Origin of the sequence: Polynucleobacter duraquae, from assembly GCF_000973625.1 — a bacterium.
Taxonomy (GTDB): Bacteria; Pseudomonadota; Gammaproteobacteria; order Burkholderiales; family Burkholderiaceae; genus Polynucleobacter; species Polynucleobacter duraquae.
Map to the genome: position 1 here is coordinate 1,273,183 of NZ_CP007501.1, position 23,780 is coordinate 1,296,962.

General features: G+C 45.3%; 23 protein-coding genes. 6 read left to right on the forward strand and 17 right to left on the reverse strand.

Features of this window, described 5'->3' with window-relative positions:
• Positions 1-46 precede the first annotated feature (46 nt).
• Positions 47-2,335: a heavy metal translocating P-type ATPase gene (locus CL55_RS06665; RefSeq protein WP_046330389.1), complete on the forward strand. Its 2,289-nt coding sequence runs from the start codon at positions 47-49 to the stop codon at positions 2,333-2,335.
• A gap of 1 nt (position 2,336) precedes the next feature.
• Here CL55_RS06665 and CL55_RS06670 read toward each other — a convergent pair whose 3' ends face one another.
• Positions 2,337-3,143: a DUF3047 domain-containing protein gene (locus CL55_RS06670; RefSeq protein ID WP_046331226.1), complete on the reverse strand. Its 807-nt coding sequence runs from the start codon at positions 3,141-3,143 to the stop codon at positions 2,337-2,339.
• A 48-nt stretch (positions 3,144-3,191) separates the two neighbouring features.
• Between CL55_RS06670 and CL55_RS06675 the strand changes: the two genes are divergently transcribed.
• Genes CL55_RS06675 through CL55_RS06695 form a run of 5 tightly spaced genes read left to right on the forward strand, consistent with a single transcriptional unit; the run spans position 3,192 to position 8,730 of the window.
• Positions 3,192-4,688, forward strand: a complete 1,497-nt coding sequence (locus CL55_RS06675; RefSeq protein ID WP_046330390.1) for a glycosyltransferase family 39 protein — start codon at positions 3,192-3,194, stop codon at positions 4,686-4,688.
• A gap of 48 nt (positions 4,689-4,736) precedes the next feature.
• Positions 4,737-5,780 carry a lysylphosphatidylglycerol synthase transmembrane domain-containing protein gene (locus CL55_RS06680; RefSeq protein WP_046330391.1) on the forward strand — a complete coding sequence of 348 codons (1,044 nt, stop codon included), beginning with the start codon at positions 4,737-4,739 and terminating at the stop codon, positions 5,778-5,780.
• 18 nt (positions 5,781-5,798) lie between these two features.
• Positions 5,799-7,058 carry a glycosyltransferase family 9 protein gene (locus tag CL55_RS06685; protein WP_052728790.1) on the forward strand — a complete coding sequence of 420 codons (1,260 nt, stop codon included), beginning with the start codon at positions 5,799-5,801 and terminating at the stop codon, positions 7,056-7,058.
• A 5-nt stretch (positions 7,059-7,063) separates the two neighbouring features.
• Complete coding sequence (locus tag CL55_RS06690) at positions 7,064-7,861, forward strand: phosphatase PAP2 family protein (protein WP_046330392.1); 798 nt, start codon at positions 7,064-7,066, stop codon at positions 7,859-7,861.
• Positions 7,862-7,863: 2 nt separating this feature from the next.
• Positions 7,864-8,730: a 23S rRNA (adenine(2030)-N(6))-methyltransferase RlmJ gene (locus CL55_RS06695; protein WP_046330393.1), complete on the forward strand. Its 867-nt coding sequence runs from the start codon at positions 7,864-7,866 to the stop codon at positions 8,728-8,730.
• A gap of 43 nt (positions 8,731-8,773) precedes the next feature.
• Here the strand turns inward: CL55_RS06695 and CL55_RS06700 are convergent, their stop codons facing one another.
• From CL55_RS06700 to puhA, 16 genes are all read right to left on the reverse strand, one after another.
• Positions 8,774-9,145 carry a phosphate-starvation-inducible protein PsiE gene (locus tag CL55_RS06700; RefSeq protein ID WP_046330394.1) on the reverse strand — a complete coding sequence of 124 codons (372 nt, stop codon included), beginning with the start codon at positions 9,143-9,145 and terminating at the stop codon, positions 8,774-8,776.
• Between the two features lie 55 nt (positions 9,146-9,200).
• A complete protein-coding gene (locus tag CL55_RS10475; RefSeq protein ID WP_170217001.1) occupies positions 9,201-10,169 on the reverse strand; it encodes a cobalamin B12-binding domain-containing protein in 969 nt (322 codons plus the stop codon).
• A gap of 124 nt (positions 10,170-10,293) precedes the next feature.
• The gene (locus CL55_RS06710) at positions 10,294-11,541 is read right to left on the reverse strand and encodes a Coenzyme F420 hydrogenase/dehydrogenase, beta subunit C-terminal domain (protein WP_237150477.1); all 1,248 of its coding nucleotides are present in this window, start codon (positions 11,539-11,541) and stop codon (positions 10,294-10,296) included.
• Positions 11,519-13,402, reverse strand: coding sequence for a 1-deoxy-D-xylulose-5-phosphate synthase (gene dxs / locus CL55_RS06715; RefSeq protein ID WP_046330395.1), 1,884 nt, complete (start codon positions 13,400-13,402; stop codon positions 11,519-11,521). Before dxs ends, CL55_RS06710 begins: the two co-directional genes overlap by 23 nt.
• Positions 13,403-13,408: 6 nt before the next feature.
• On the reverse strand, positions 13,409-14,710 hold the full coding sequence (gene hemA / locus CL55_RS06720; protein ID WP_046331230.1) for a glutamyl-tRNA reductase: 1,302 nt from the start codon (positions 14,708-14,710) through the stop codon (positions 13,409-13,411).
• A gap of 12 nt (positions 14,711-14,722) precedes the next feature.
• Positions 14,723-15,208 (reverse strand): TspO/MBR family protein, encoded by a 486-nt coding sequence (locus CL55_RS06725; protein WP_052728792.1) that lies wholly within the window; start codon positions 15,206-15,208, stop codon positions 14,723-14,725.
• Positions 15,205-16,410 (reverse strand): geranylgeranyl diphosphate reductase, encoded by a 1,206-nt coding sequence (locus CL55_RS06730; protein WP_046330396.1) that lies wholly within the window; start codon positions 16,408-16,410, stop codon positions 15,205-15,207. Before CL55_RS06730 ends, CL55_RS06725 begins: the two co-directional genes overlap by 4 nt.
• A gap of 5 nt (positions 16,411-16,415) precedes the next feature.
• Positions 16,416-17,744, reverse strand: a complete 1,329-nt coding sequence (locus tag CL55_RS06735) for a BCD family MFS transporter (RefSeq protein WP_046330397.1) — start codon at positions 17,742-17,744, stop codon at positions 16,416-16,418.
• Positions 17,741-18,622, reverse strand: coding sequence for a chlorophyll synthase ChlG (gene chlG / locus CL55_RS06740; protein WP_046331232.1), 882 nt, complete (start codon positions 18,620-18,622; stop codon positions 17,741-17,743). The genes CL55_RS06735 and chlG overlap by 4 nt, the downstream gene beginning before the upstream one ends.
• Positions 18,623-18,736: 114 nt before the next feature.
• The gene (ispH, locus tag CL55_RS06745; RefSeq protein WP_046330398.1) at positions 18,737-19,678 is read right to left on the reverse strand and encodes a 4-hydroxy-3-methylbut-2-enyl diphosphate reductase; all 942 of its coding nucleotides are present in this window, start codon (positions 19,676-19,678) and stop codon (positions 18,737-18,739) included.
• Between the two features lie 12 nt (positions 19,679-19,690).
• Positions 19,691-20,449, reverse strand: coding sequence for a putative photosynthetic complex assembly protein PuhE (puhE, locus tag CL55_RS06750; protein WP_082091908.1), 759 nt, complete (start codon positions 20,447-20,449; stop codon positions 19,691-19,693).
• Positions 20,450-20,455: 6 nt separating this feature from the next.
• Positions 20,456-21,532, reverse strand: coding sequence for a magnesium-protoporphyrin IX monomethyl ester (oxidative) cyclase (gene acsF / locus CL55_RS06755; protein ID WP_205621264.1), 1,077 nt, complete (start codon positions 21,530-21,532; stop codon positions 20,456-20,458).
• A complete protein-coding gene (locus CL55_RS06760; RefSeq protein ID WP_066024298.1) occupies positions 21,529-21,882 on the reverse strand; it encodes a hypothetical protein in 354 nt (117 codons plus the stop codon). Before CL55_RS06760 ends, acsF begins: the two co-directional genes overlap by 4 nt.
• Positions 21,882-22,316 carry a photosynthetic complex assembly protein PuhC gene (puhC, locus tag CL55_RS06765; protein WP_052728850.1) on the reverse strand — a complete coding sequence of 145 codons (435 nt, stop codon included), beginning with the start codon at positions 22,314-22,316 and terminating at the stop codon, positions 21,882-21,884. The genes CL55_RS06760 and puhC overlap by 1 nt, the downstream gene beginning before the upstream one ends.
• 8 nt (positions 22,317-22,324) lie before the next feature.
• The gene (gene puhB / locus CL55_RS06770; protein WP_046330400.1) at positions 22,325-23,005 is read right to left on the reverse strand and encodes a photosynthetic complex putative assembly protein PuhB; all 681 of its coding nucleotides are present in this window, start codon (positions 23,003-23,005) and stop codon (positions 22,325-22,327) included.
• Positions 23,002-23,766 carry a photosynthetic reaction center subunit H gene (gene puhA / locus CL55_RS06775; protein WP_046330401.1) on the reverse strand — a complete coding sequence of 255 codons (765 nt, stop codon included), beginning with the start codon at positions 23,764-23,766 and terminating at the stop codon, positions 23,002-23,004. Before puhA ends, puhB begins: the two co-directional genes overlap by 4 nt.
• Positions 23,767-23,780: the final 14 nt, after the last annotated feature.

Genomic DNA, 23,780 nt, shown 5'->3' on the forward strand with positions numbered 1-23,780 from the left:
CAGTTGTTAATGGCTTTTTTTCATCTTGCAGTAGATTATCTTCCACATGAGTCCAACAGAATCGTCTAATTCAGAGTTTTATACCCTCGACATTGGCGGAATGACCTGCGCCTCCTGTGTTAGCCGAGTAGAAAAAGCTTTAGATAAGATTCCTGGAGTTGAGGCCGCCAGCGTCAATTTAGCCACCGAGCAAGCAAGAATTCGCAGTCAACGGGGTTCATCCAGCTTGGCGGAGATCATTGCGCTAGTTCAAAAGACAGGTTACGAAGCCAAAGAAAGTTCTAATCGGGGCAATTCAGATCAGAGAATTAGTAAGTCATTTTGGGCTGCCGACGGCTTAGGCCGAGTGATTCTGAGTTTTGCTCTGTCAGCCCCCCTCTTCTTGCCGATGTTCTTCATGCCTTTTGGGGTGCATTGGTCTTTATCAGGATGGTGGCAGCTCGCCTTGGCAACACCAGTCCAATTCATTTTGGGATGGCGTTTCTATGACGCAGGCTATAAATCCTTAATGGCTGGCGCGGGCAATATGGACTTATTGGTTGCCTTAGGTACTAGCGCTGCTTATGGGCTCAGTCTGTATATCTTGCTCACTTCAAACCATGCACATGAACTTTACTTCGAGGGATCTGCAGTCATCATCTGCATGCTCTTATTAGGCAAATGGTTGGAGGCACGAGCCAAGCAACAAACCAGTGAAGCGATTCGCGCCCTGCAAAAACTCTGGCCAGAGCATGCCAAAGTTTTAAACGCCGATGTTGATCTACAGGGCAATAAGGCTATCGGCGCCGACCACTATCGCGACTTACCTTTAGAACAAGTGCTGCCTGGCGATAAAGTTTTCATTCTTCCCGGTGAACGTATTCCGGTAGATGGCGTCATTATTTTGGGTAGCAGCCACGTTGATGAATCCCTACTCACCGGCGAAAGCGAACCTGTTAAGAAATCAGTTGAGTCTAAAGTCATTGGGGGCGCCTTAAACGGTGAAGGTGTATTGATAGTGACGGCACAAGCCGTTGGTGTTGAAAGCGTACTCTCACAAATTATTAACTTAGTAGAAGAGGCGCAAACTCAAAAAGCGCCGATTCAAAAGTTGGTTGATCAGGTGAGCGCCATATTTGTACCGACCGTCATTGTGCTTGCGCTTATGACAGGCCTAGGCAACTGGCTTTACTTAGACTCCATCTCCATTGCTATCTTGCGCGCCGTATCGGTCTTGGTGATCGCTTGTCCTTGCGCGCTTGGCTTAGCTACCCCAGCTGCAATTATGGCTGGCACGGGTATAGCCGCACGCTTTGGCATTTTGATTAAGGACCCGCAAGTATTAGAGCTGGCTCATAAGCTCAATATCGTTGCCTTTGATAAAACGGGCACATTAACAATGGGTAAGCCGCGCATGCTCGCTCTACTACCTTTTGATACATCATTTACCGATGCCGATCAGATCCTCGCTACGGCTGCAGGCTTGCAGTTGGGAAGTGAACATCCTTTAGCTAAAGCGCTACTAGTTTCATCCAAGGAAAAAGGTATCGCTCCGATTGCCACCTCATTTAGCAAGGGCTTGCCTGGCATTGGAATTGAGGGCATTCCAAGTGGCGGTCCCTTTGCAGGAAAAACACTGCGCTTGCAGAGCGTAGCCTCCCTCAAGGGCAGCAGTCAGTACGATCTCGTTTTACAAAAAGCACAGGCTTGTTTTGAACAAGGTCAAACTGTTTCTGTATTGATGGATTCTGCTAGCAAAGATGGGGAAGCGCCAACTCCAATAGCCGTGATTGCCTTTGGGGATGAACTGAAACCCAATGCAAAATCAGCAGTCGATGCATTGCATGCATTGCATATTCGAACGGTGATGTTGTCTGGTGATAATTTATCTGCTGCTACTCGTGTAGGAAAAATGATTGGTATTGATGAAGTCTTTGCACAAATTATGCCGAGCGATAAAGCGCAAAACATTCATCGATTACAAAACCCACCCGCACTACAAAAGCAATATGTCGCGATGATTGGTGATGGTGTAAATGATGCGCCGGCATTGGCGATGGCAGATGTGGGTATGGCGATGTCTACTGGGACTGATGTAGCCATGCAAGCCGCCGGAATTACCTTAATGCGTGGCGACCCTACTTTGGTGGCTGATGCAATCGATATCTCCAAAAAAACTTGGAATAAGATTGCGCAAAATTTATTTTGGGCATTTGCATTTAATACGATTGGCATACCAATGGCAGCTTTGGGATATTTATCGCCCATGCTAGCTGGCAGTGCAATGGCGCTCTCCAGTTTTTGCGTATTGAGTAATGCTCTTCTCTTAAAGCGCTGGCACCCGAAGAATCGATAGACTATTTGGAATTCTTACGCAGTAACTCGATATCGCCGTAGAGGGCTCGAGTCTCTGATTTTGTATTGTCTGTATCCGTCAGTAGTGCAATGCCAATGACATTACCTGGTGTCTCTCCATAAGCCGACTTGTAGTCCGCGGCTAAATCCCGTTCGTGCTTACGCCACTCTCCCAAACCATCCCAACCAGAGTCCACCACAATCATCTTCACACGAGAAGTATGAGCGTTGTTCAGGACGGTATTGACTGAATTCTTACCCGACCAGATGTACATCACTGTGGCGTAAGGCATTTCTTGGCCACTAATTAGACTAGCCATCTCAAAGGTGAGCTTTTCTTTGAGGGGCAGTTTAGATTTGTTGCCATCAAAGGCTACCAAGATACGTAGTGGTGCATCATCATGCTGACTATCTGCATTGTCTGCCTGCGGTATTGCACCTACCGCCTTCCACTCCCATTGCAGCCATAAGTTCTGAGCCGAGCGCGGTCGAAGTTTTACTGCAAGGCCAGATGCTGAGGTTTTGGAATTAGCAGCAAGCACTGTGCGACCTTGATAATTCTCAAGGCGATAAAGCGTATTCTTTTTATAGGGTGCAATGCGATAGAAATGCCAACCATCTGGCATGCCAGCGCGTGGCTTCTCCGCAGAGAACTTGGGTAAATCCTCTTGAGCTGGCAATTGATCCGCATTGAATGGCTGCCCCGCCTCATTCTCAATCGAGTTTCCAGTCAAACCCGCACAACCAGCTAAGGAGATGACAATCGTGGTCAAAAGCAGCAGGGATCGAAAAGGGGGTTTTATAGGCATCTGCTTTATTGTCCCAAAGAATGGCTTGCTTAAGTCTAAAATCATTACATGCGCCATCAATCACCCTCGAGCTGGGCTGTCATCAGCATCTGCATTGCTGCACTGGTCCATCTTGCCCTGGGTTTCTCGATTGAGTTTTCTGTCGATGAAGCGCACTACGCTCTATATGCAAAGCATCTTGCCTGGAGTTATTTTGATCACCCGCCACTGGTGGGCTGGATCCAATGGCCGCTAGTGAGCCTGACTTCATCTGAGGGAATCATTCGCTTGATTCCGGAATTACTCTGGGTGCTCTCCGCTCTCTTAGTGTATCGAGTGACAGTAGAAATTCATCGCTTGATACAAGTGCGTAATGCGGGTTACTTAACTACCTCCCTTCCTTCCGCAAACCTGTGTGGATTGATGGCAGTATTAGCGATCATTGCAGCGCCGTTGCCCCACGTCTTAGCAATTGGTCTTTTACCTGACACCCTGCTTGCGCCATTAAGCCTTGGCTTGATGTTGATGGCATTACGTTGGACTCGCAAAGATCAGTTCACCATTGCGGACTGGATCATTACCGGCTTATTACTAGGCTTGGCAGGTCTAAGCAAGTACACCGCTGCGTTTACTGCATTTGCTTTGCTCTTCGTATTGTTAGCTTCGCCCAAAAAAGTTTGGATTACTAAAGTCGGCTTTTGGCTAGCAGTCGCAATTGCCTTGATCGTGATTAGCCCAGTGCTCTATTGGAACTGGATCAATGATTGGATCTCATTCAAATATCAAATTGCCCATGGTAGTGGTGGTGCTTGGGCGTGGCGAAGAGTCGGCGCCTTTGTAGGTATTCAGATCGCCTGCTTTGGGCTCCTGTTGCTTTTGGGTACTTATACTTTTTTAAGGCATTGCCTCCACTCGCAAAAGCTGATTCTGATTGCTCTATTGAGTTTCTTCGCAATTCCCTTTGTGATCTTTGCTACGCTGTCTGGTGGAGGTAGCCTGCCCCACTGGACTACGCCTGCCTGGTTTTGTCTTGCGCCATTTGCCGGCATCGGTCTAGCTAAAGCATGGGCCATGCAGCACCGCTTGGTAATTCGAATATTGCTTATTGGGCAGTTATTGATTTGCTTGCTCGGTTTTGGTTTTGTTTTGGCTGGAGGCTTTACTGGCTCGGCAGTGAAATCCAACCCCATTGCTGATCTCTATGGCTGGAAGCTTGCTGGTCAGAAAGCAGCTCAATTAGCGCAAGCCAACAAGGCCAATGGGATTGCAGTACAAAACTGGACTTTAGGTAGTCGTGCTGCTTGGTATGCTCAACCTCTTCCAGTCTTTGTGCTGGACCAAAGACAGGATCAGTTTGACCTGTGGTTTGGGCAATTACCCGCTGGCGCAAACGTCTTACTCATTAACTGGTCGGGAATGACTTTCAGGTCACCCGTGGGCGGAAATCTGGCCTTTGAAGTCTGTGAGCCCTTGGATAGCCTAGAAATTATTCGATTTGGGCGGTTCTTATCCAAATTTGAGTACAGCCTTTGCCGAAACTGGCAGGGTGCTGGCGCAGCGCGTTAATTCCCCAAATTCAAGACCTTAGGAGCCGTAGGCATTATCCTTATGCCTATGAGTTCACAACCCCAAGCCACCCCCAAAGCCACATCTGGGTGGAAAGTAATCCTGAAGCGGGCATGGCCCACGATTCGTATTTTGTTATCGATCGCCCTTCTCTGGAAAGCTACTAGCGGTATTGATTGGCACGCCATATTAGATTCTGATATTCAGATGCAGCCCTGGTGGTTTTTAGCAGCAGGATTAACCATGATCTCAGCGTTTATTTGTGGTGGACTGCGCTGGGGATTTTTGATGCGTAAGGTTGGCTTTCAAGGCAGTCTGATTAGTTTTGTTGCGCTCTACTTTGCCGGTGGACTCATTAATCAGGGATTGCCAAGTACCTTAGGTGGCGATAGCTATCGCGCCATTACTGCTACTCATTTAAATAGTAGCGGCAGTTTGACTGAGGCGAAGAAGCTCGATGAAGAGCTACATCACTCTGTTGACCTAGAGCACTCTACTCCTAAACTTCGCCTGAGCTTTTCCATGGTGTTGGTAGATCGCTTGCTTGGCTTGGCTGGAAATAATTTGCTAGGTGGACTTGGCCTCATTTTGGGTGGTGCGACCTTAGCCGCTTGGGGTACTGATCTCGGATATGCAGTCACTGGGATTATGGTGGCAGCAGGTTTATTGCTCGCTGCTATTTTGGCATGGGGCCCTAGCTGCAATTTATTGCAAAAATTACTAGAGCGCGTACAAATGAATCACGCCCTGCCTGGTATCAAGCTCGCCTTTTCTTGGCCCATGAATATAGCTCAAGCCGCATTTGCGATTGGCATTCACTCCCTGACTATTTTGACGCTACTCTTCTGTCTTAAGGCCTATGGAGTCGATGCGCCGATTGAAGCCCTCATGATTGGCTTGCCTGCATTAAGTCTATTATTAATGCTGCCAATCAGCATCTCCGGCTGGGGCTTGCGTGAAGCTACACTCTCTTCTGTACTGGCATTGTGGGGCGTTAGCCCCTCCATGACAGTATTAGCATCCATTAGTTATGGCGCCATCACCGTCTTATCGGTATTGCCAGGCGCTTACTTTTTATTAAAACGGAAATAATTCATTTAGAGCCCCACTATGAGTATTAGCGTCAACACCATGCGTGCAATTGACCACTGGGTCGGCGTACCACTTTGCGCATTAGCAAGCCCTGTCGTTGCTCTAATGGATGGCGTGAAGAATATCTTTGCTCGCAGTCCAGAGGCACCCCGCAAATTACTTTTTATTGAACTATCTGAAATGGGCAGCGCAATCTTGGTTGATCCTGCCATGCGCAATGCACAAGCTCGTGGCGCTGAATTATTTTTCCTGATCTTTAAAAGCAATCGTGCCAGCCTAACTTTGTTAAACACGGTGAAGCCTGAGAATATTTTCACAATTGACTCTTCAAGCTTAGGCGGCTTAATTAAAGACACGCTTAAATTTTTGCTAGTCGCTCGCAAGCACCGTATCGACACCGTAATTGATTTGGAGTTGTTTTCTCGCTTTACCGCTCTACTGACCGGCTTATGTGGCGCACGTCGTCGTGTGGGCTATCACATCTTTCATGGTGAAGGTTTATGGCGCGGCTTTATGCTGACACGCAAAGTCCATTACAACCCGCATATTCACATTACGAAGAATTTTCTCTCTCTGATTCATGCGGCATTTGCTAAAGAGATTGAAGTGCCGTTTAGCAAAATACAGATTGCAGATTCAGAAGTTCGTCTAGAACAGGCAGTAATTGATCCAGCAGTATTAAGTAAAGTTCGTGAGCGCATTGAGAAACTGAGCGCGACTTTTGGCATTTCATTTAAGCAAGGTGAGCAACGCCTCATTTTGGTCAACCCCAATGCTAGCGATCTATTGCCACAAAGGCGTTGGGCTCAACAGCGTTTTTCTGAACTGATTCAGGGATTAAATCAACGTTACCCAAATGATCTCATTCTGATTACTGGCTCCCCAGCTGAATTTGCCTATGTTGAAAAGGTTCGCGCAGTTGCTAATGTTAAAAATGCTCTGAACTTTGCAGGCCAAGTGAGCTTTGCAGAATTACCACCGCTTTACACCCTGTCTGATGTGATGGTAACTAACGATTCTGGGCCTGGCCACTTCTCCGCCGTGACTCCATTGCGGACAGTCGTTCTCTTCGGACCAGAAACGCCAGCACTGTATGGCTCTATTGGTAAATCGATTGCCATTACTGCCAATCTGGCATGTTCACCTTGCGTAAGTGCTGCCAATCATCGTAAAACACCATGCCATGACAATGTCTGCATGCAGGCCATTACGGTTGCTCAGGTACTAGAAAAGATGTCACACCAATTAAATGAAGCCGATCAAGAGCGGGCACATTAAGTCGCATGACTGAGCAGCGCAAATCGGCTTTAGCGATTGCATCAATTTGGGTTTGGTGCGCTCCTCTTCTGCCGCTGAGTCTAACAATCGTCATTTACTTTGGTGAATTACAAACTCCAACGTTTCTATTTATAAATCGTTATACCCAGTTATTGCCAGATACCTTCTGGACCTGGCTTACTTTTATTGGCAATGGCTGGGGTATCTTTGCATTGTGCTTTCCCCTTTTGCTTCTATCGCCTAGATTACTGAGCGCAGGACTGATAGCATCTTTGATTGGCGGCGCCATCAGTCAAATCATCAAGCCTCTATTAGATCTTCCGCGGCCTGCTGGAGTATTGGCTTTAGAAGATTTTTATCGTATCGGCGAGCCTCTATTGCATAAAGCGATGCCCTCTGGCCATACGCTGACTGCTTTTGCTGTGATTTCCGGAATTTACTTTGCTATCGATCGAGACAAAAGAGCCTCTTTGTGGTGGATCTTTATCATTGCAGGTTTTTCCGGCATCTCTCGTAATGCGCTTGGCGCCCATTGGCTTACTGATGTGTTGGCGGGCTGCGCTATTGGAGTGTGGTCTGGCATGCTGGGAGCGATATTGGCTGGGCTCATTCCAGAAAAGCAGATGGCAACCAATCAGATCGGGCCTCGCTTACTTGCGCTCGGCGGACTGGCAACTATCTATGTTCTCCTTACCCAAACCCTAGACTCAGAACTCAATCAGTCTTTGCAATACGCGTGCGTAGCATTAATTAGCATTACCTTAGCTTTATTTATTAAAGCGCAAAAACCCAAGGCCATATAAAGATGTTTAGTTATCGTCATGCTTTTCATGCGGGCAGTCATGCCGATATTCTGAAGCATTTGGTGATGATTCATTTAGTTGAATATCTACAAGAAAAGCCTGGCGCTTTGACTATTGTCGATACGCATGCTGGTGCTGGCATCTATAGTCTGATTGATGGCTTTGCCACCGTCAGCAAAGAGGCTGATCAAGGCATTTATCGCTTGGCTCAATTTGCAGAGAGTAATGCCGTAAGTCCAGGCATCGCCAACTACCTTGAATGCATTCGTTCTGAGAATGCTGCTAATGAGATTAACGTCTATCCTGGCTCTCCATTTATCTTGGCGCATTTACTGAGAACACAAGATCGTCTCAAGCTCTTTGAGTTACATCCCAAAGAGATTGATATCTTGCGCCACAATATCAGCCAGCTTAAGCAATCAAAGCAAGTCGACATTTATGCAGAAGATAGCTTTGCAAGACTGAAAGGCTTAATGCCGCCACCTAGTAGGCGTGGCCTAGTATTGATTGACCCATCTTATGAAGATAAGCAGGACTATCGCTATCTCGAAACTGCGATCGAAGAGGCTTTGCATCGCTTTGTTACCGGTTGCTACGCGATTTGGTACCCCTGCCTCTCTAGAAGAGAATCCGCTTCCCTACCGGATCACATGAAAAAGATTGCGGCAGCCCATAAACGCTCTTGGTTACAAGTTGAGCTTCGGGTTGAGAATGCTCCCAAAGAGCCTCGTCTGCAGGCTAGTGGGATGTTCATCCTTAATCCGCCATGGACTCTAGAAAAGCAGCTATCTGAAAGCTTACCCATTCTGGTTAAGGCGCTGGGACAAGATGGCGGCGCTTCATTTTTGTTAAAGAGTTTTGAGGCCTGAGCGGAGCTGATCAAGGCTTCTAGTCATCATCAATTAAGGGGTTTTATGCCTCTGAATCCGAAGTGCTCATAGCTTTTTTGATGATGATCGCTGAGAGAGCTAACAACAATACCGCCCCACTCTCATATATCAAGTCAATCGTACTAATTCCCTTACCCTGCAAAATAATCAGCCTACAAAGTGCTGTAATAGCAATAAAGATGGGGATGGTAATTGGGATCTTGTTGTACTTGTAAAAGGCTGCCACCATGCCTAGCACCTCGGCATAAATGAACATGAGCAACAGATCAGTTAAGGTAATTTTTCCATTGAGAAGAACGTTATACATCTCTATGCCGACACTAAAAATAGTAAAGAATGCAATGAGAATCAAAATTCCTTTTTCGGCTGCTGTAATCCATTCGTAAATTTTCATACTATGTGGACTTGAGTCATCGATATCGGAAAAATTTATCTACACTAAATTACAGTTAGCGCAAACGCTCAACATAGTAAGTTGCCTTTTCTAAGGCATCTGCTGCATCAAATCCAACCATATCAGCACCCAATTCATCTACTAACTCAGGATATTGATTGAAAACAGGGCTACCAACAATCACACCAACACGCGGGTTTTTTGATTTGAGTTTGATCTCTTGAATCAAGTCTTTTAATTGTGGGAACTGCTCTCGAAGGCTTGCGGATAGGCCAATGACGTCAAACCACTCTGTCTGCGCCATGGAAACAATATCCTCTTGTGTAGCAGCCAACTCACCCCAGATTCTCCAGCCAGCTTTAGCGAAGAACTCAGAAACCATAAATAGGCCTAAGTTATGTTGTGAGCCTGGCAAAGGAACGAGCATGATGCTAGACCCAGTTTTATTTTGCTCTGCATACTGCTGAAAGATAGGGCTTAAGTCATACATAAGCTGCTTAATACGCCACAGTGCAATCGTGACATCGGTAAAGCTTGACTGATCCTCATCCCACATTTCACCTAGTTTTCTGGCAACAGGGGTCAATAAGAGCAGATAAATATTTTCGAGACTGACGCCAGAGGCATGAATTTCTTTAACGTACTTAACAGAGGTTCTCGCATCCTCTTGCAATACCAATTGCGTTAACTCAGTAATCGATTGTTGCGTAATGAGGTCGACTGGAGAAGCCTTTAAAACTGAGGAAATCGATGTTTCGAGATGCCTCTCAACGATTAAAGGCAATATATTATTTTCAATCGTCTTAACTAGCGACTGAAGATATTCCTCTTCCGTACAGGCTTTTTCTAATGGATGCGGAGTCTCGTTTCCCTTAAATGTTTCCTTAAAAGGTTCATTTGCAACCAGACAATCCTCCCAAATACTATTGGGCTTGTTTGCGGGGGAATTTTGATTAAGTTTGGAGTCGTCTTGGCTAGATCTCTTTTTAGATTCAGCGATGCTCTGTAGTCTGGATAAATTCATGAACATCACCTGATCAGATCACAGTCTCAAATCACTACTTGAGATCGCTATGACTGCCTAAGAGCCTATAAATGGGAATGTTTACTTTATAGGCTCATTTTTGAAGATACTCAAATGAATTATCTTAAGTACTTTCCCTAGACCCCTTTATTTCATCATTAGAAGGCCGTATTTCATATTTTTCAAGCAAAACCCAGGTGGCTTTAGGCACCATATTTTTTATTTTGTGCGGTGCAATACTGCGTAAATGAATCACCGATTCGATTGCCTTCATCTCTACCCTCGCTTTAGCAAACTCTAGCCCGCGAGGCCCAAATCTCGGCATTACCCAGGCAAAAATACTGCGCATGAAGTTGGGCATTCGCTGCAATGGCAAGCCACCTGCAGCAAGCTCCACATTTTTCATAAAGCCTTTAACGGGGCCTAAACGATTACCGGCGGAACTCACCGGCTCAAGCGATAACTCCTTAGAAAGGAGGTTTACAAGCTCTTGACCTTTTGGGTTGCGAATAATAATCCATTGCTCCCCTGTCCCTGCCATATACCCCACCGTGATATCCGATAGGGAGTTGACGTAATCAACGCAGGTTTTACAAGTCGTTGGGAAAAAATCTGCGGGCAAAGTGCTGAGAGGTAACTTTAAAAAGGGGATCTCTTGCACTTCACCATTTTTAAATCTCAATTCAACATGGTAATCGGCTCTAAATTCTAAATACGTTATATCTTCGGGATTGGGACTCAGCAAGCCTAAAAACTGATGAAAATTTTCGGTTGTGGTGTTGTCTGAGCAAGGAGATCCAATGATGAGTAACTTCTCAAATCCAAGCTCTTTTTCTAATGCTCTTGCAGCATAGACTTGGCAAGGTATTCCCACCATCGCTACTTTTTTATATCCTAGCTCTCTTGCTTGCTCAAGATACTGAATAATGGGTGCATAACCCATCTTCATTCCCCGGCACTCGGCCATATCCTCTGCTTTAGTAACGATCATTGGGCTAGGCTTCCAGCGATCATCGGGATCAGAGCGCATGGTAATAACAGCGTCTACCTCCCCTTTCTCAAGTAGCACTTCACATAATCTGCTGATAATTCCTGTCCATTGCGCACCAGGCAATGGATTGATTAATCGAGCCCTAAACATGTGAAGATAGGCTCCAAAAAATACTTCATCCGAGTTTTCTAGCTTACGCTCTCTACCATGAACTGATAGTTCGTATTTTGGATAATCCGGCTGAATAAATTGGCAAGCAGTAGCGCAGCGCTTGGGAGCTGATGTACGTGACACACCACAATCAGTACATAAGTCCCGATATGGAAGGTCTTGAATTAAATCCTGCCCTACCAATGCTTTATCCAAATCGTGAAACAACACTCTGCTGTATCTTCTGAGCAGAGAGTCCGTAATGATCTAAGAGTAAATTGACATCGCCATGCTCTACATACTCATCCGGCAATCCAAGTTGGAGAGTCTCAATTTGTATATTTTTGTTAGATAGCACCTCAAGGCAAGCACTTCCAGCACCACCCTGAATTGCGCTATCTTCAATCAATACAAGCCCGTCGTGAGAGCGGGCAATAGTCAATAGCAACTCTTCATCGAGTGGCTTAACAAAGCGCATATCTACTACAGTCGCATTGATTTCTTCCGCTACAGCTAATGCACTATATAAAATGGGCCCAAAGCAGATAAAAGCAATTTTTTTCTTTGGTGGTGCTTCATTATTTATGGCGCGCACTATTCGGCCCTTACCAATCGGCAGCGTATCTAATGAAGACTCAAGTGGGGTTCCTACACCAGAACCGCGCGGGTAGCGGACAGCTGCCGGGCCATCATATCTAAAAGCAGTGCTCAACATAGCGCGGCATTCTTGCTCATTCGATGGGGTCATCAATACCAAATTAGGCAGGCAACGTAAGAAGGCAATGTCAAATGCACCAGCATGCGTTGCCCCATCCGCACCCACGATACCAGCACGATCAATCGCGAAAACAATCGGGAGATTCTGCAAGGTGACATCGTGAATCAGCTGATCGTAGCCACGTTGTAAAAAGGTAGAGTAAATCGCAACCACTGGCTTTAAGCCCTCACAGGCAATTCCAGCGGCAAAGGTAACGGCATGCTGCTCTGCAATTCCAACGTCATAGTAGCGATCTGGGAAGCGAGCTTCAAACTCGTTTAATCCGGAGCCCTCACGCATGGCTGGCGTAATCGCAATTAGTCGCTCATCCGCAACCCCCATGTCGCACAACCATTCACCAAATACTTGGGTAAAGGTTTTCTTGCTGGCTTTGCCGGCTTGAATTCCGATGCTCGCATCAAATTTACCTGGACCGTGATAAAGAATGGGATCCTCTTCTGCCCGAGAATAGCCCTTACCTTTTTTCGTAATAATGTGCAGAAACTGGGGACCCTCAGTTTGAGCAAGGTGTTTGATGTTTTCTAGAGTAGGAATTAATACATCTAAATTATGTCCATCAATCGGGCCATAGTAATCGAATCCAAACTCTTCAAAAATCGTAGCTGGGCCAACCATTCCCTTCGCATGACCCTCAAGCCTTTTTGCGAACTCGCGTATTGGCGGAGCAACAGATAAGACCTTATCGATACCTCGTTTGGTCGCGGCATACATCGAGCCCGATATGAGTTTGACTAAATAGCGATTGAGCGCACCAACTGCCGGTGAAATCGACATCTCGTTGTCATTGAGTATCACTATCAAAGGCACCTTTTTATTTACGCCAGCATTATTCATGGCTTCGAATGCCATGCCAGCACTCATAGCGCCATCACCAATTATGGCAACTACGCTGCGTTTTTCATTTTTAGTCTTTGCTGCTACTGCCATCCCTAAAGCAGCCGAAATACTTGTTGAAGAATGTGCGGTACCAAAAGCGTCGTATTCACTTTCGCTTCGCTTTGGAAATCCTGAAATGCCGCCATATTGACGCAGAGTGGACATTCCCTCACGTCGCCCCGTCAGTACTTTATGAGCATAACTTTGATGGCCTACGTCCCAAATCATTCGGTCATGGGGGGTATCAAATACGTAATGTAGGGCAATAGCCAGCTCTACAGTTCCTAGATTGGAGGATAAATGTCCCCCAGTACTAGAGACTGAGTTGAGAATAAAGCTGCGTAATTCTTGGGCTATTTGAGGGAGCTGATTAGATTCATAAGCCCTCAAGTCAGCAGGGCTAGTAATCGTCTCGAGAAGATTAGTGACTTTTAACATGGTAATTTACTTTGACGTATAGATTGTCGAAATAATCTTCTTAAAATCTTCAAGATTTTCATGGCTAGAATTCTGGAGCGCGCAAATTGGAGCGTGCATAAATTTGTTGGCTAGTGCGCTAGCCATTTGAGAAAGAACAATCATCGGATCCTCTCCTTTTGCAATTCTTCTACCTGCTTTTTCCAGCTCAATTTTTTGATACCGCTCACCCACATCCTGAATGGATTTGATGATGGGTACCACTGCGCGTTTTTCCAAGGTCTGATAGAACTCAATCACACCTTTTTCGATAATCTTCTCTGCCTCGTGAACAGACTCTGTGCGATTTGCTTTGCCCGCACTCACAATCTCGCCAAGGTCATCGATTGAATATAAGTAGGCATCCTTCACACTCTTAATCTCAGACTCAAAGTCTCTTGGAACCGCCAGATCAATTAAGACCATTGGTCGAAACTGTCTCGCCTTGAGGGCAGTTTTTACCATTCCTAGACCAATAATCGGCAATGAACTCGCAGTACAAGATACGACGACGTCATATTCGTGCAGATGCTGGGCTAACTCGTGCAAGGGAAATACTTCAGTGACTAAATTTTGATCATTAAAGGCTTTGATCAAGTCGCTACCCCTATCTACCGTACGATTAGAGATCGAAATCTTTTTTGGCTTCTTACCGGCGAAATGACTTGCGCAAAGGCCGATCATTTCTCCTGCGCCAATAAACAGCACATTGCATCCATTGATATCGCCAAAAATACGCTGAACTAATTTGATCGAGGCGCCAGCCATCGATACTGAATGAGCGCCAATTTGAGTGCTGCCACGAACCACCTTGGCAACTGAGAAAGTTTTATCAAATAATGGCTTCAAATATGCGCCAACAGTTCCTACTTGATTAGCGCAGTCAATTGCCTTCTTCATTTGTCCGAGAATTTGGGTCTCTCCGAGCACCATAGAATCTAGTCCACTACCCACCCTAAAGGCATGCTTGACAGCATCTGCTGATGTTGCAGAGTAAATATAGGGACGCAGCTCATTACCTTGAACATTATTTTGCGCCGCTAACCAATCAAAAGCTCTTTTTTCAAAATCATTATCTGCATACTCGACATCATTTGCGGCGCAGTATATTTCCATTCGATTACAAGTCGATAGAATTGCCACCTCAGGACTACTACTTGAATTTCCGCCCCGCAAGTACTTACGCAAGTCAATTAATGAGTCTTGCAAAATCTCAGGAGCTACAGCAACACTTTCCCGAATATCTATCGGGGCAGTATGGTGATTTACACCAAGGTTCAGTAGTTTCATGCTAGCCATTGTTTAATAAGCCCCTGGATTGAGAACCAGGGTCTCCCAGTTCAAACACATCGCGATCGTGACCCAAATCAAATAGGGCAACATTAAAAAAGCAGCCAATTTACGAATAGGCCACATGACCACCATAATTCCTAAGACTGAAAGCCACAGAAAGCCCGCCTCTATCAGAGACCAATCCGGGTGGTGCAAGCGAAAGTAAAAGATGCTCCAGAGAATATTTAAGACGCTATTGAGGACAAATAGGCTAACCAAAGAAATTTTCTGAGACCTTGTTGGACGATTGTTAAAAGCAATCATCCAGGCCGCTGCCGATAGTATGAAAATAATTGTCCAGATTAAACCGAAGGCCCAATCTGGTGGTTTCCAATCTGGCTGTTTCAAGGAGAAATACCAAGGCCCGATTTCTGTCGCTAAGCCACCGGCGACAGAAGTAATGATCATCCATGCGGCGATCATTAACAGGTACTTGTGTTTGATGAAAATCATCATGCCTTAGCTAGACCCAATAAATGCCCCATATCTTTGAAGAAGATCTTGATATGAGCTAAAGGTTTTTTGCGCACTAGTTTTTTATTCATATAAGACTCGAAGGTCAGCTTCTGAACATCTTTGTCTTCGCACATCTTGACAAAACTCTCGCGTCGCTTGTCAGTTGAGTACCAGAAATACTGCATGATTCCCAATACCCAGAAAGTCATACGATGTTCTTTCATAAAGCGCTTTCTGGCTAACTGTAACTTTGCAGGATCATTGCTCTCTACAAATTCATACACAGCCTCACCAGCCAATTGACCACCTAGCATGGCGTAATAAATTCCCTCGCCCGAGGCTGGAGCAACAACACCGGCTGCATCACCAGCTAGTACCACTTGCTGTCCATCATCCCATTTTTTCAGGGGCTTCATTGGCAAAGGTGCGCCCTCATGCCTGATGAGCTCTGCACCCTCAAGACCAACATCTGCGCGCAACTTAGCTACTGCATTTCTTAAGGAGAAGCCTTTATCAGCACTGCCAGTGCCAATACTGATCGTATCGCCGTGAGGAAATACCCAACCGTAAAAATCAGGTGAAATCGGTTTTTGATACACAACATCACAACGCGTAGAATCAAAATGATGTGGCGTGTTTGGCGGAGTTTTAATGATTTCGTGATACGCAAAGACGTAATTGGCTTCTGCACATCCCTGAACACCAGCACTTCTTCCAACTTGAGATTTGGCGCCATCAGCACCAATTACCGCTCTGGTAAGAACGCTTTTGATAGCACCTGAATCGCCATCACGAGCACCTCTTGTTCGATAGTGAATTCTGGCGAGTGGACCCTCACGTGTCAGAGTTTCAAACAGGCCATCTTCTCGAGTTGCTCCAGCAGCAACCGCGCGCACGCGTAACCATTCATCAAATTGAGCTCGATCAACCATCCCAACAAAACCATTCTCAATCGGAATATCAACCGTTTTTCCGACCGGTGAAACCATGCGCGCTGATTTTGCCTTGGCAACCAATAGCTCATCCGGAATCTCAAAGTCTTTAATCAAGCGCGGAGGAATGGCGCCACCGCAGGGCTTCACCCTGCCTCGCTTATCCAGCAATAAAACTTGCTTACCTTTTTTAGCCAGTGTTTGGGCTGCAGTAGCTCCTGCTGGACCGCCACCAATCACAACCGCATCATAAATAAATTCTGTTCCCATTCGCTTTACCTCGCTTGACTCGTAGTGCTATTTTTTCTCTCAACTAGAGAGGCCATATATGCTGAAACGACAAACAACAATGCTTCGATAAAAAAGACGCTGGAGTATGCATAAGCAGGATTGTTAAAAATGGATCTGGCTAAATCACTAGCCCCTGCCCCAATAAGTCCACCCATGCCAAAGGCAATGGCTTGCGCACCGCCCCAAAGCCCAATTCGTACACCCTCTTTGCCTGCTCCGCCCACCACCGCTAGCCTCATCATGGAGGCAATCGCCGCAATTGAGAATGCGCCATTTGCTAAGCCCAGCAAAAATACGTTCGGCTTTAATGGCCAATCACCTTCTAATAAGCCAGCTAGAACTAATCCAAACATCGCTAATGCGGATGCAAGACAGCCATAAATCATCCATGAGCGTAGTGAGCCAAAATATTTGCGCAAGCTGCTCGATCCACATATGGCAACCAATAACATTCCGGTCAAGACACCAGCATGCTGAATGCCTGATAGGCTGGTTGTCTCGCCCAATGTGTATTTAAAAATCATTCCTGCAAATGGCTCTAGAATTAAATCTTGAGCACTAAATGCCAGCATCGACAAAAAGATAAAAATCGTAAATCTTTTGGTATCCGGATCAGCCAAGATATCGCTCAGAGCTTTTTTAAATGGGACTTTTTTATCTGCATGAGTTCTACTGTTTTGCAGGTCATGACTCTCTAACTTGAATAGAGCTGCAAAAGAAAGTGTCATAGCCGACAGAGAGATGATTCCGGATATCAAGATCACTTTTTGTGGCTCATAGGGATCTAAAAATTTTCCGGCAATCCCGCTTGTCATTGCAAAACCAAAAATCATCATGAGCCATACAGTCGTAGCGGCAGCTGCCCTGCGCTCATCACTGACACCCTTCGCTAGCAGTGCCAGCAAAGATGTACCACTCATACTGACACCAACACCAATAAAGAAGAAAGCAACAATGGCTGAGGCAATGCCTAAGAGAAGATGCACTCCCATTAACGTTGTCGCGATAGCAGCACCAAACCCACCAATAGCTAATAAAGTAATTCCGCCCAATATCCAAGGTGTTTTCTTAGCTCCACTATCGGACTCAAAACCCATTCTGGGGCGAATGACTTGTACAAAATAATGAATCGCTACTAAAAAGCCAGGGAGACTCGCTGGCAAGGCTAACTCGACCACCATGATTCGATTCAAGGTGGATGTCGTCATCACCACAATAGCGCCAATACAAGCCTGTACAAGTCCAATGCGAACGATACTTAGCCACCCGAATGTCGAGAGATTTAATAGTGGTCGACTGATTGCGATACTCATGAGTTATCCATCCCCGTCACTGCAAAAGCAGAAACCATCATTCCAGCGACCAATATAGGCACTCCAAAGCCACTATAGAAAAGCGCTTTTTCTATAGGTCGCTTTAAAAAATCTTTTAATAAAATAACTTGGGCTACGATCAGTAGACCAATGACTAAGGCGTACATTTCTTTATTCCAAGCTAAGAGCAGGCACAGTACAACTACCTGCGGTATCAACATGAATGCTGCTGCAACTTGCGCTGCTCTTTTAGCTCCGAGTTGTACGGGTAAGGAGCGCACTCCCATTTGCCGATCACCCTCAATCGCCTTAAAGTCGTTTAGAGTCATAATGCCGTGAGCACTTGCGCTGTAAAGGCCGGCAAGTATGAGTGATGGTTTGCTTGGCATTACGCCACCTGAGATTAAGGTAGCGCCAGTAACCCACGCCAAACCTTCGTAGCTAATCCCGCAGGCTAGATTTCCAAACCAGCCATTATTTTTAAAGCGGATTGGCGGCATGCTGTAGAGCCATGCCAGCACTAAAGCTAATAAGGTTGCTGCGAATCCAATCGGACCTAGATAAGTTCCAACCCAGATCGAAATTAAAGACCAAATAATCGCAATGTATAAACCCCAACGACCAGGTATCCGACCTGAAGGTATTGGACGCATAGGTTCATTAATCGCATCGACGTGTCGATCAAACCAATCATTGACTGCCTGGCTTGAAGCGCAAACCAGCGGACCAGTGAGAGCTAATCCAACAAGAAAAATGGGTAAATTGTCAGCAATTTTTTCACTGCCAGTGATGGATCCACAAGCAAAAGCCCACATTGGCGGAAACCAAGTGATAGGCTTTAAAAGCGTCAAAATTGCTTTAGGATCAGGCAGATTCATGTAAATGATTTTGTCATTGACATTTAAAAGTGTCAATTAAATTTGACACTTTTATCGCCTGTTTTTACAAGTGAAAACCCTTATAGAACAGCACTTAGGAGAAAAAAGAGGGGTTTAGGCTGCCCTGAGAAGCTCTTTGGGGAGGGAAAAATTCACCGTTTCTTCAATTCCCTGGAGTGGTGAAACAGTTCCACTAGAAAATAGGCCAATAGCCTCAACGATTTGGGCTGTTAATGCCTCTGGGGCGGAGGCCCCTGCTGTTACCCCAATATTACGAACCCCGTCAAACCACTGCCTTTGAAGTTGCGAGGGGTCATCCACTAAATAGGCGGGCACATTCATGCTTTCAGCCAACTCTTGAAGACGCTTTGAGTTAGAGCTGTTTGGACTACCTACTACTACCACTAAATCGACTTGGGGAACCATTGCTTTGACTGCATCCTGACGATTCTGAGTGGCATAGCAAATATCCTGGCGTTTTGGTGCATGAATATTGGGGAACTTTTCCACTAATGCATTGGTGATTTCTTGCGTTTCATCAACCGATAAAGTCGTTTGAGTGACGTAAGCTATCAGCTCATCTTCTTCAAAGTGAAGCTGGGCGACATCTTGCACGCACTCAATCAAATAGATTGAAGAATCTATCTGGCCCATCGTACCCTCAACCTCTGGGTGACCACGATGTCCAATCATGATGATTTGATATCCACGCTCTTTTAAGCGGACTACTTCGGCATGCACCTTAGCAACCAAAGGACAGGTGGCATCAAATACCTTGAATTGACGATTATTCGCTTCCATTCTGACAGCCTGCGAAACTCCATGTGCACTAAAAATCAGAATGGCGCCCTGAGGAACATGCTCCAATTGGTTAATGAAGACTACGCCACGAGATTCGAAATCTTTAACAACATAGGCATTGTGAATGATTTCATGTCGAACATATATGGGAGCACCATAAATTCTGAGAGCCTCCTCAACTATCAGAATAGCCCTTTCAACTCCGGCACAAAAACCGCGGGGTTGAGCTAAGAAAATAGTTTTAGTTGAAGGCATATTCGAATCAAATTAGTGATTTTTTTTGTAACCCCACTTCCAAAGCAGCTCACTTGGAAACGGCAGAATTAAAAAGAGATGCTCTAATAAACCAAGAGCCAGTAGGGTTCCTAGCAAAGCATATGAGGCCCTATCAAAGGGAGAAGAATCCACTCCAGCACTAGACCAAATCGGAATCAATATCATCACAGAAACTAAGATAGAAAATGGCATTAGACAATTCATTGCCCTGCGTCTGAAATAGGTCACCAAGTACTGCAAGTGTTGCGGCAAGAACGATTCATTAAAATTAAGGACGCCCAAGAAGATATTGATCTTCGTGCTTTGGCGCATACCCCATAGAATGATAAAGGTCCAAAATCCGGTTTGATTCACGGAATCTAAGTTAATGAAAAATAGAATCGCTCCCAAGCTGAGTAATGCCAGCTCGTGATAATTAATTGTCTGAAATGCGTACCAAGCTCTTGTCATGGGACTTAGTCCGCTAGGACATTCTGAGCGCCGTGATCCAGTGATGTAGCCCAAGAGAAAGGCCAGCTCTTGCCAACCCCAAATAATGATTGCGCAAGTAAATGAACAATAAGCACCAGCGATCGTTGCCTGCTGACTGGAGATAGATAAACCCCAAAAGGCTAGTAATAAAACTCCAACCGAGGCTACAAATATAGATTTAAAAAAGCGCTTTGGAAGGCTATGCACCTTCAGAATAAGCCCTGTACTAAACCACCATATAAAGATGGTGAATATCAGCGGGCTTATCCAGAAATACATATTGAATTACCAAACGGGTGCCATGCGAATATCGCTCGGTAATTCATTTGGAACTACTGGCAAGGTGTAGATGCGCAGGAAGGTAGCAGTTGCTGCAATTGCAAGAGCGCCTCGCTTCATAAATGATAAAACACCCCCAACCTGCTTTAGGCGATCCACTTCATCGGATATCTTTCTGAGATTTTCAAAGCCTTCCCACATCCGAGGGTCATCCAGATTGATAGTGAAAGGGAAAACCTGCTTAGTAATGTCAGAAGTAATTTCTAATACCTTACGGTCATAGTCTGTTGGTGATACCCCAAGTGCTTTATGAAACTCAGGTCTGGAATGGTCGCGCACATACATCGTTGCGTATACCGCCAATAAGAAGAAACGAATCCACAGTCGATTGCCGCCATTGAGCAACTTCGGAGTGGAGCGCATTAATAAGGCAAAGGCTTCGCCATGACGGAATTCATCATTACACCATTTCTCAAACCAGAGAAAAATAGGATGAAAGCGCAATTCAGGTTTATTTTGAATAATTCGATAAATCGTGATGTAGCGTGCGTAGCCAATTTTTTCAGATAAGTAAGTTGCATAAAAAATAAACTTTGGCTTAAAGAAAGTATATTTTTTAGTCCTAGCTAAAAATCCTAGATCAACTCCAATACCAAAATCTTTGAGCCATTGATTAATAAAACCGGCATGCCTACTCTCATCACGAGCCATGTAAGAGAACAAGTCTTTTAAGTCGGGATTCTTAATCGACTTTTTAATCTCAGAATAGAGAACACAACCTGAGAACTCTGAAGTAATTGAACTGATTAAGAAATCTAAAAACTCTTGGTACAGGCCCTCTGGCAAGTGGGAGTAGTCTTTAGACATATCGTCGGGACGCTGAAAGTGAGTCTGATTAATATCTGACTCAAATTCTTGCATGAGCTTATCCCACTCAGGTTTTACTGAGCTGATATCAAAACGATCCATCTCATCAAAATCAGTGGTGTAGAAGCGAGGACTTAAGATCGTACTTTCTAGCGCGCGATCGGTTGATTCATTAATGGGGCGAACCGCTTCCATGGTGGGGGCATTAGCGCTCATACTTCAATACCTTTGGTCACAATAAGGGGTTGGGTGTGCACTACTGCGCGCACTCTTGGATATTTTTTTGCTTGACTGAATCGAGTCGTGGAAAAGCTCACTTCGTATAACAAGGTAATTTCAAGTCTTGCGGTGAGATATACCCAAAAACGCGATAACCAGCCAGCCTTAGAAACTGTTGCCGTTCTTTGGTAACTCAAGACCTCACCAAACGGGATTTCTGTAATCGGATCATGGACTAGCACCTGATCTCCTGGACCGACTTGAATGCCGTCAAGATCCACATGGGCGTATAGGTACTCTGAAGTATTGGACATATCTACAGAACATTTGACCAGCTGTTTAGACATTATTGCCCCGCGCTATTTAAAAATGCAGCAAATTGCGCTGCGTTATCTCGACCAAATGATTCCAAATCAATCCGATTGCCCGTTGCTAGATCTACTAAAGTCAACCTACCATCAGATCGACTCATTAATTCAAATGCATCATCGCTAGTAATTTGCTGAATGCGACGTTCACGAGCCAAAGCCCGCAAAATGCCCCGTACAAAACCAGCCTGACCTTCGACTTGTGCAATCATTTTCCCACTTGAAGCCGATATAACACCTACCGATCCATCAGGGAGATCCCTAAAAAACAGTGTTTTTTTCGCGATCACACTGGCATCTACCTGAATTTCCGACTTACCTGACTGAACGACATTGGCAACCACGAAAACTACCCCCACCAAAACGATGACTACGAATAGTGCAATATAGTTTTGGATGCGGATAGTATTCATACGCAAAATCATGCTGCTTCTACCCCTGAGTAAGGCGTATTCATCATGGCTGGATTGCGTTGAGCAGCTTGAACTGATCGAGCAATGACATTATTCTGGGTAGCCCAAGCATCAACCAAAATTTTGGCTACTTCGGAACAATTTTTAATGCACCGGAGAGTAGGCTGAGGGCTGGCCCAGTGAGATGGTCTTGAATGCGGCCATAAATGAAATATCGCAATTTTTGTTTCTTTACCTAACTTCAGAGAAATATCTCCCGTACCCTGCTTAGTGACACCGCAATCAGCCGACTCAATCATCTTGAGGGGGAAATTGAAAGTCATATTCAACACAATCCCAATCCGCATCACTACGCGCTTATTAGTAATGGTGTAGACCGCAGTGGATGCCATGAGATAAGCAAGCAAGGCAACAAGAGATAAGCCAATGGCTGAAAAAATCGCAATCCTCAAGGAGGAGAAAAATATCGCACTGAAGGCTTCACCATCAGTAACACCTGTAACAATCTGATAGAGCAAAATCAAGCCAAAATAAATCAATAGCCCTCTGAAATGAAACACTCGCAGAAGCATCGCCTTTACATCAGGTGAGCCCTGCCACAAAATACGCTCACCCGCAGGTAACTTTTCTGGAAGTCCCAGCTCTGGCTCAAACTCATGCTCTGGACTACTAGGAATGTTCAGGCTCATAATAGTGGCTCTTGGCGTTCAGGTGTTGCATACAGAGTGCCGGCACCATAGTAGGCCATGATCTTATCTTCTTCCAGCAAGGTAATTTCCTCTGGATTTTTTGTTTTTGGCACAGCTGCAAACTGATCCGCAAGGATTGATTTCACTTGAATGTCTTGCTTGCCAATACGTGAGAAATTGATTGGCAATAAGACTGTCGTACCCTTTGCATCAACCTCTAGATAACGAATCAGCATTTCCATATGGTCAACCCAGACGTCTTTCACAACGCCTGCTTTATTACCATCAGCACCGATAACGCTCAGGCCAATCGGATTAGTGTCTTGCTTTGCAATTGCAAAATCGTTTAACTTCCTCAGCGGACGAATGCGTGCGTGACCCTCTAGATCGTAATCAACATGATCAGCACGGGGTGCATAAGAGCCTGGCCCTACTCCTGCCAATAATGGATTGCCAATTGGGGCAATAGGAGCGCCATTCCACGGATGAATTGGCTCTGCTGAAAGCTGCTCTGTATCCGGCGGAGTTTCTAAGGGGGCGTAATAAGTTTTGCCGAATTCAGTGACATATTTTTTCGTCTTTGGCATACCTAAAATGCCACCCTCGCGTCGAACCTTGCCAAAGCGTTCGGTTTCAAGTGGGAAACCCTCTCTCTTCCCTTCTAATGTTAGGTATATCACTAGACCAACAAAAAAAAGTAGAAATAGATAAAACGCTAATTGAGCGACATCTATATATTGTGTAATTGCACCAGTACCCATTTTTCTCTCCCTCT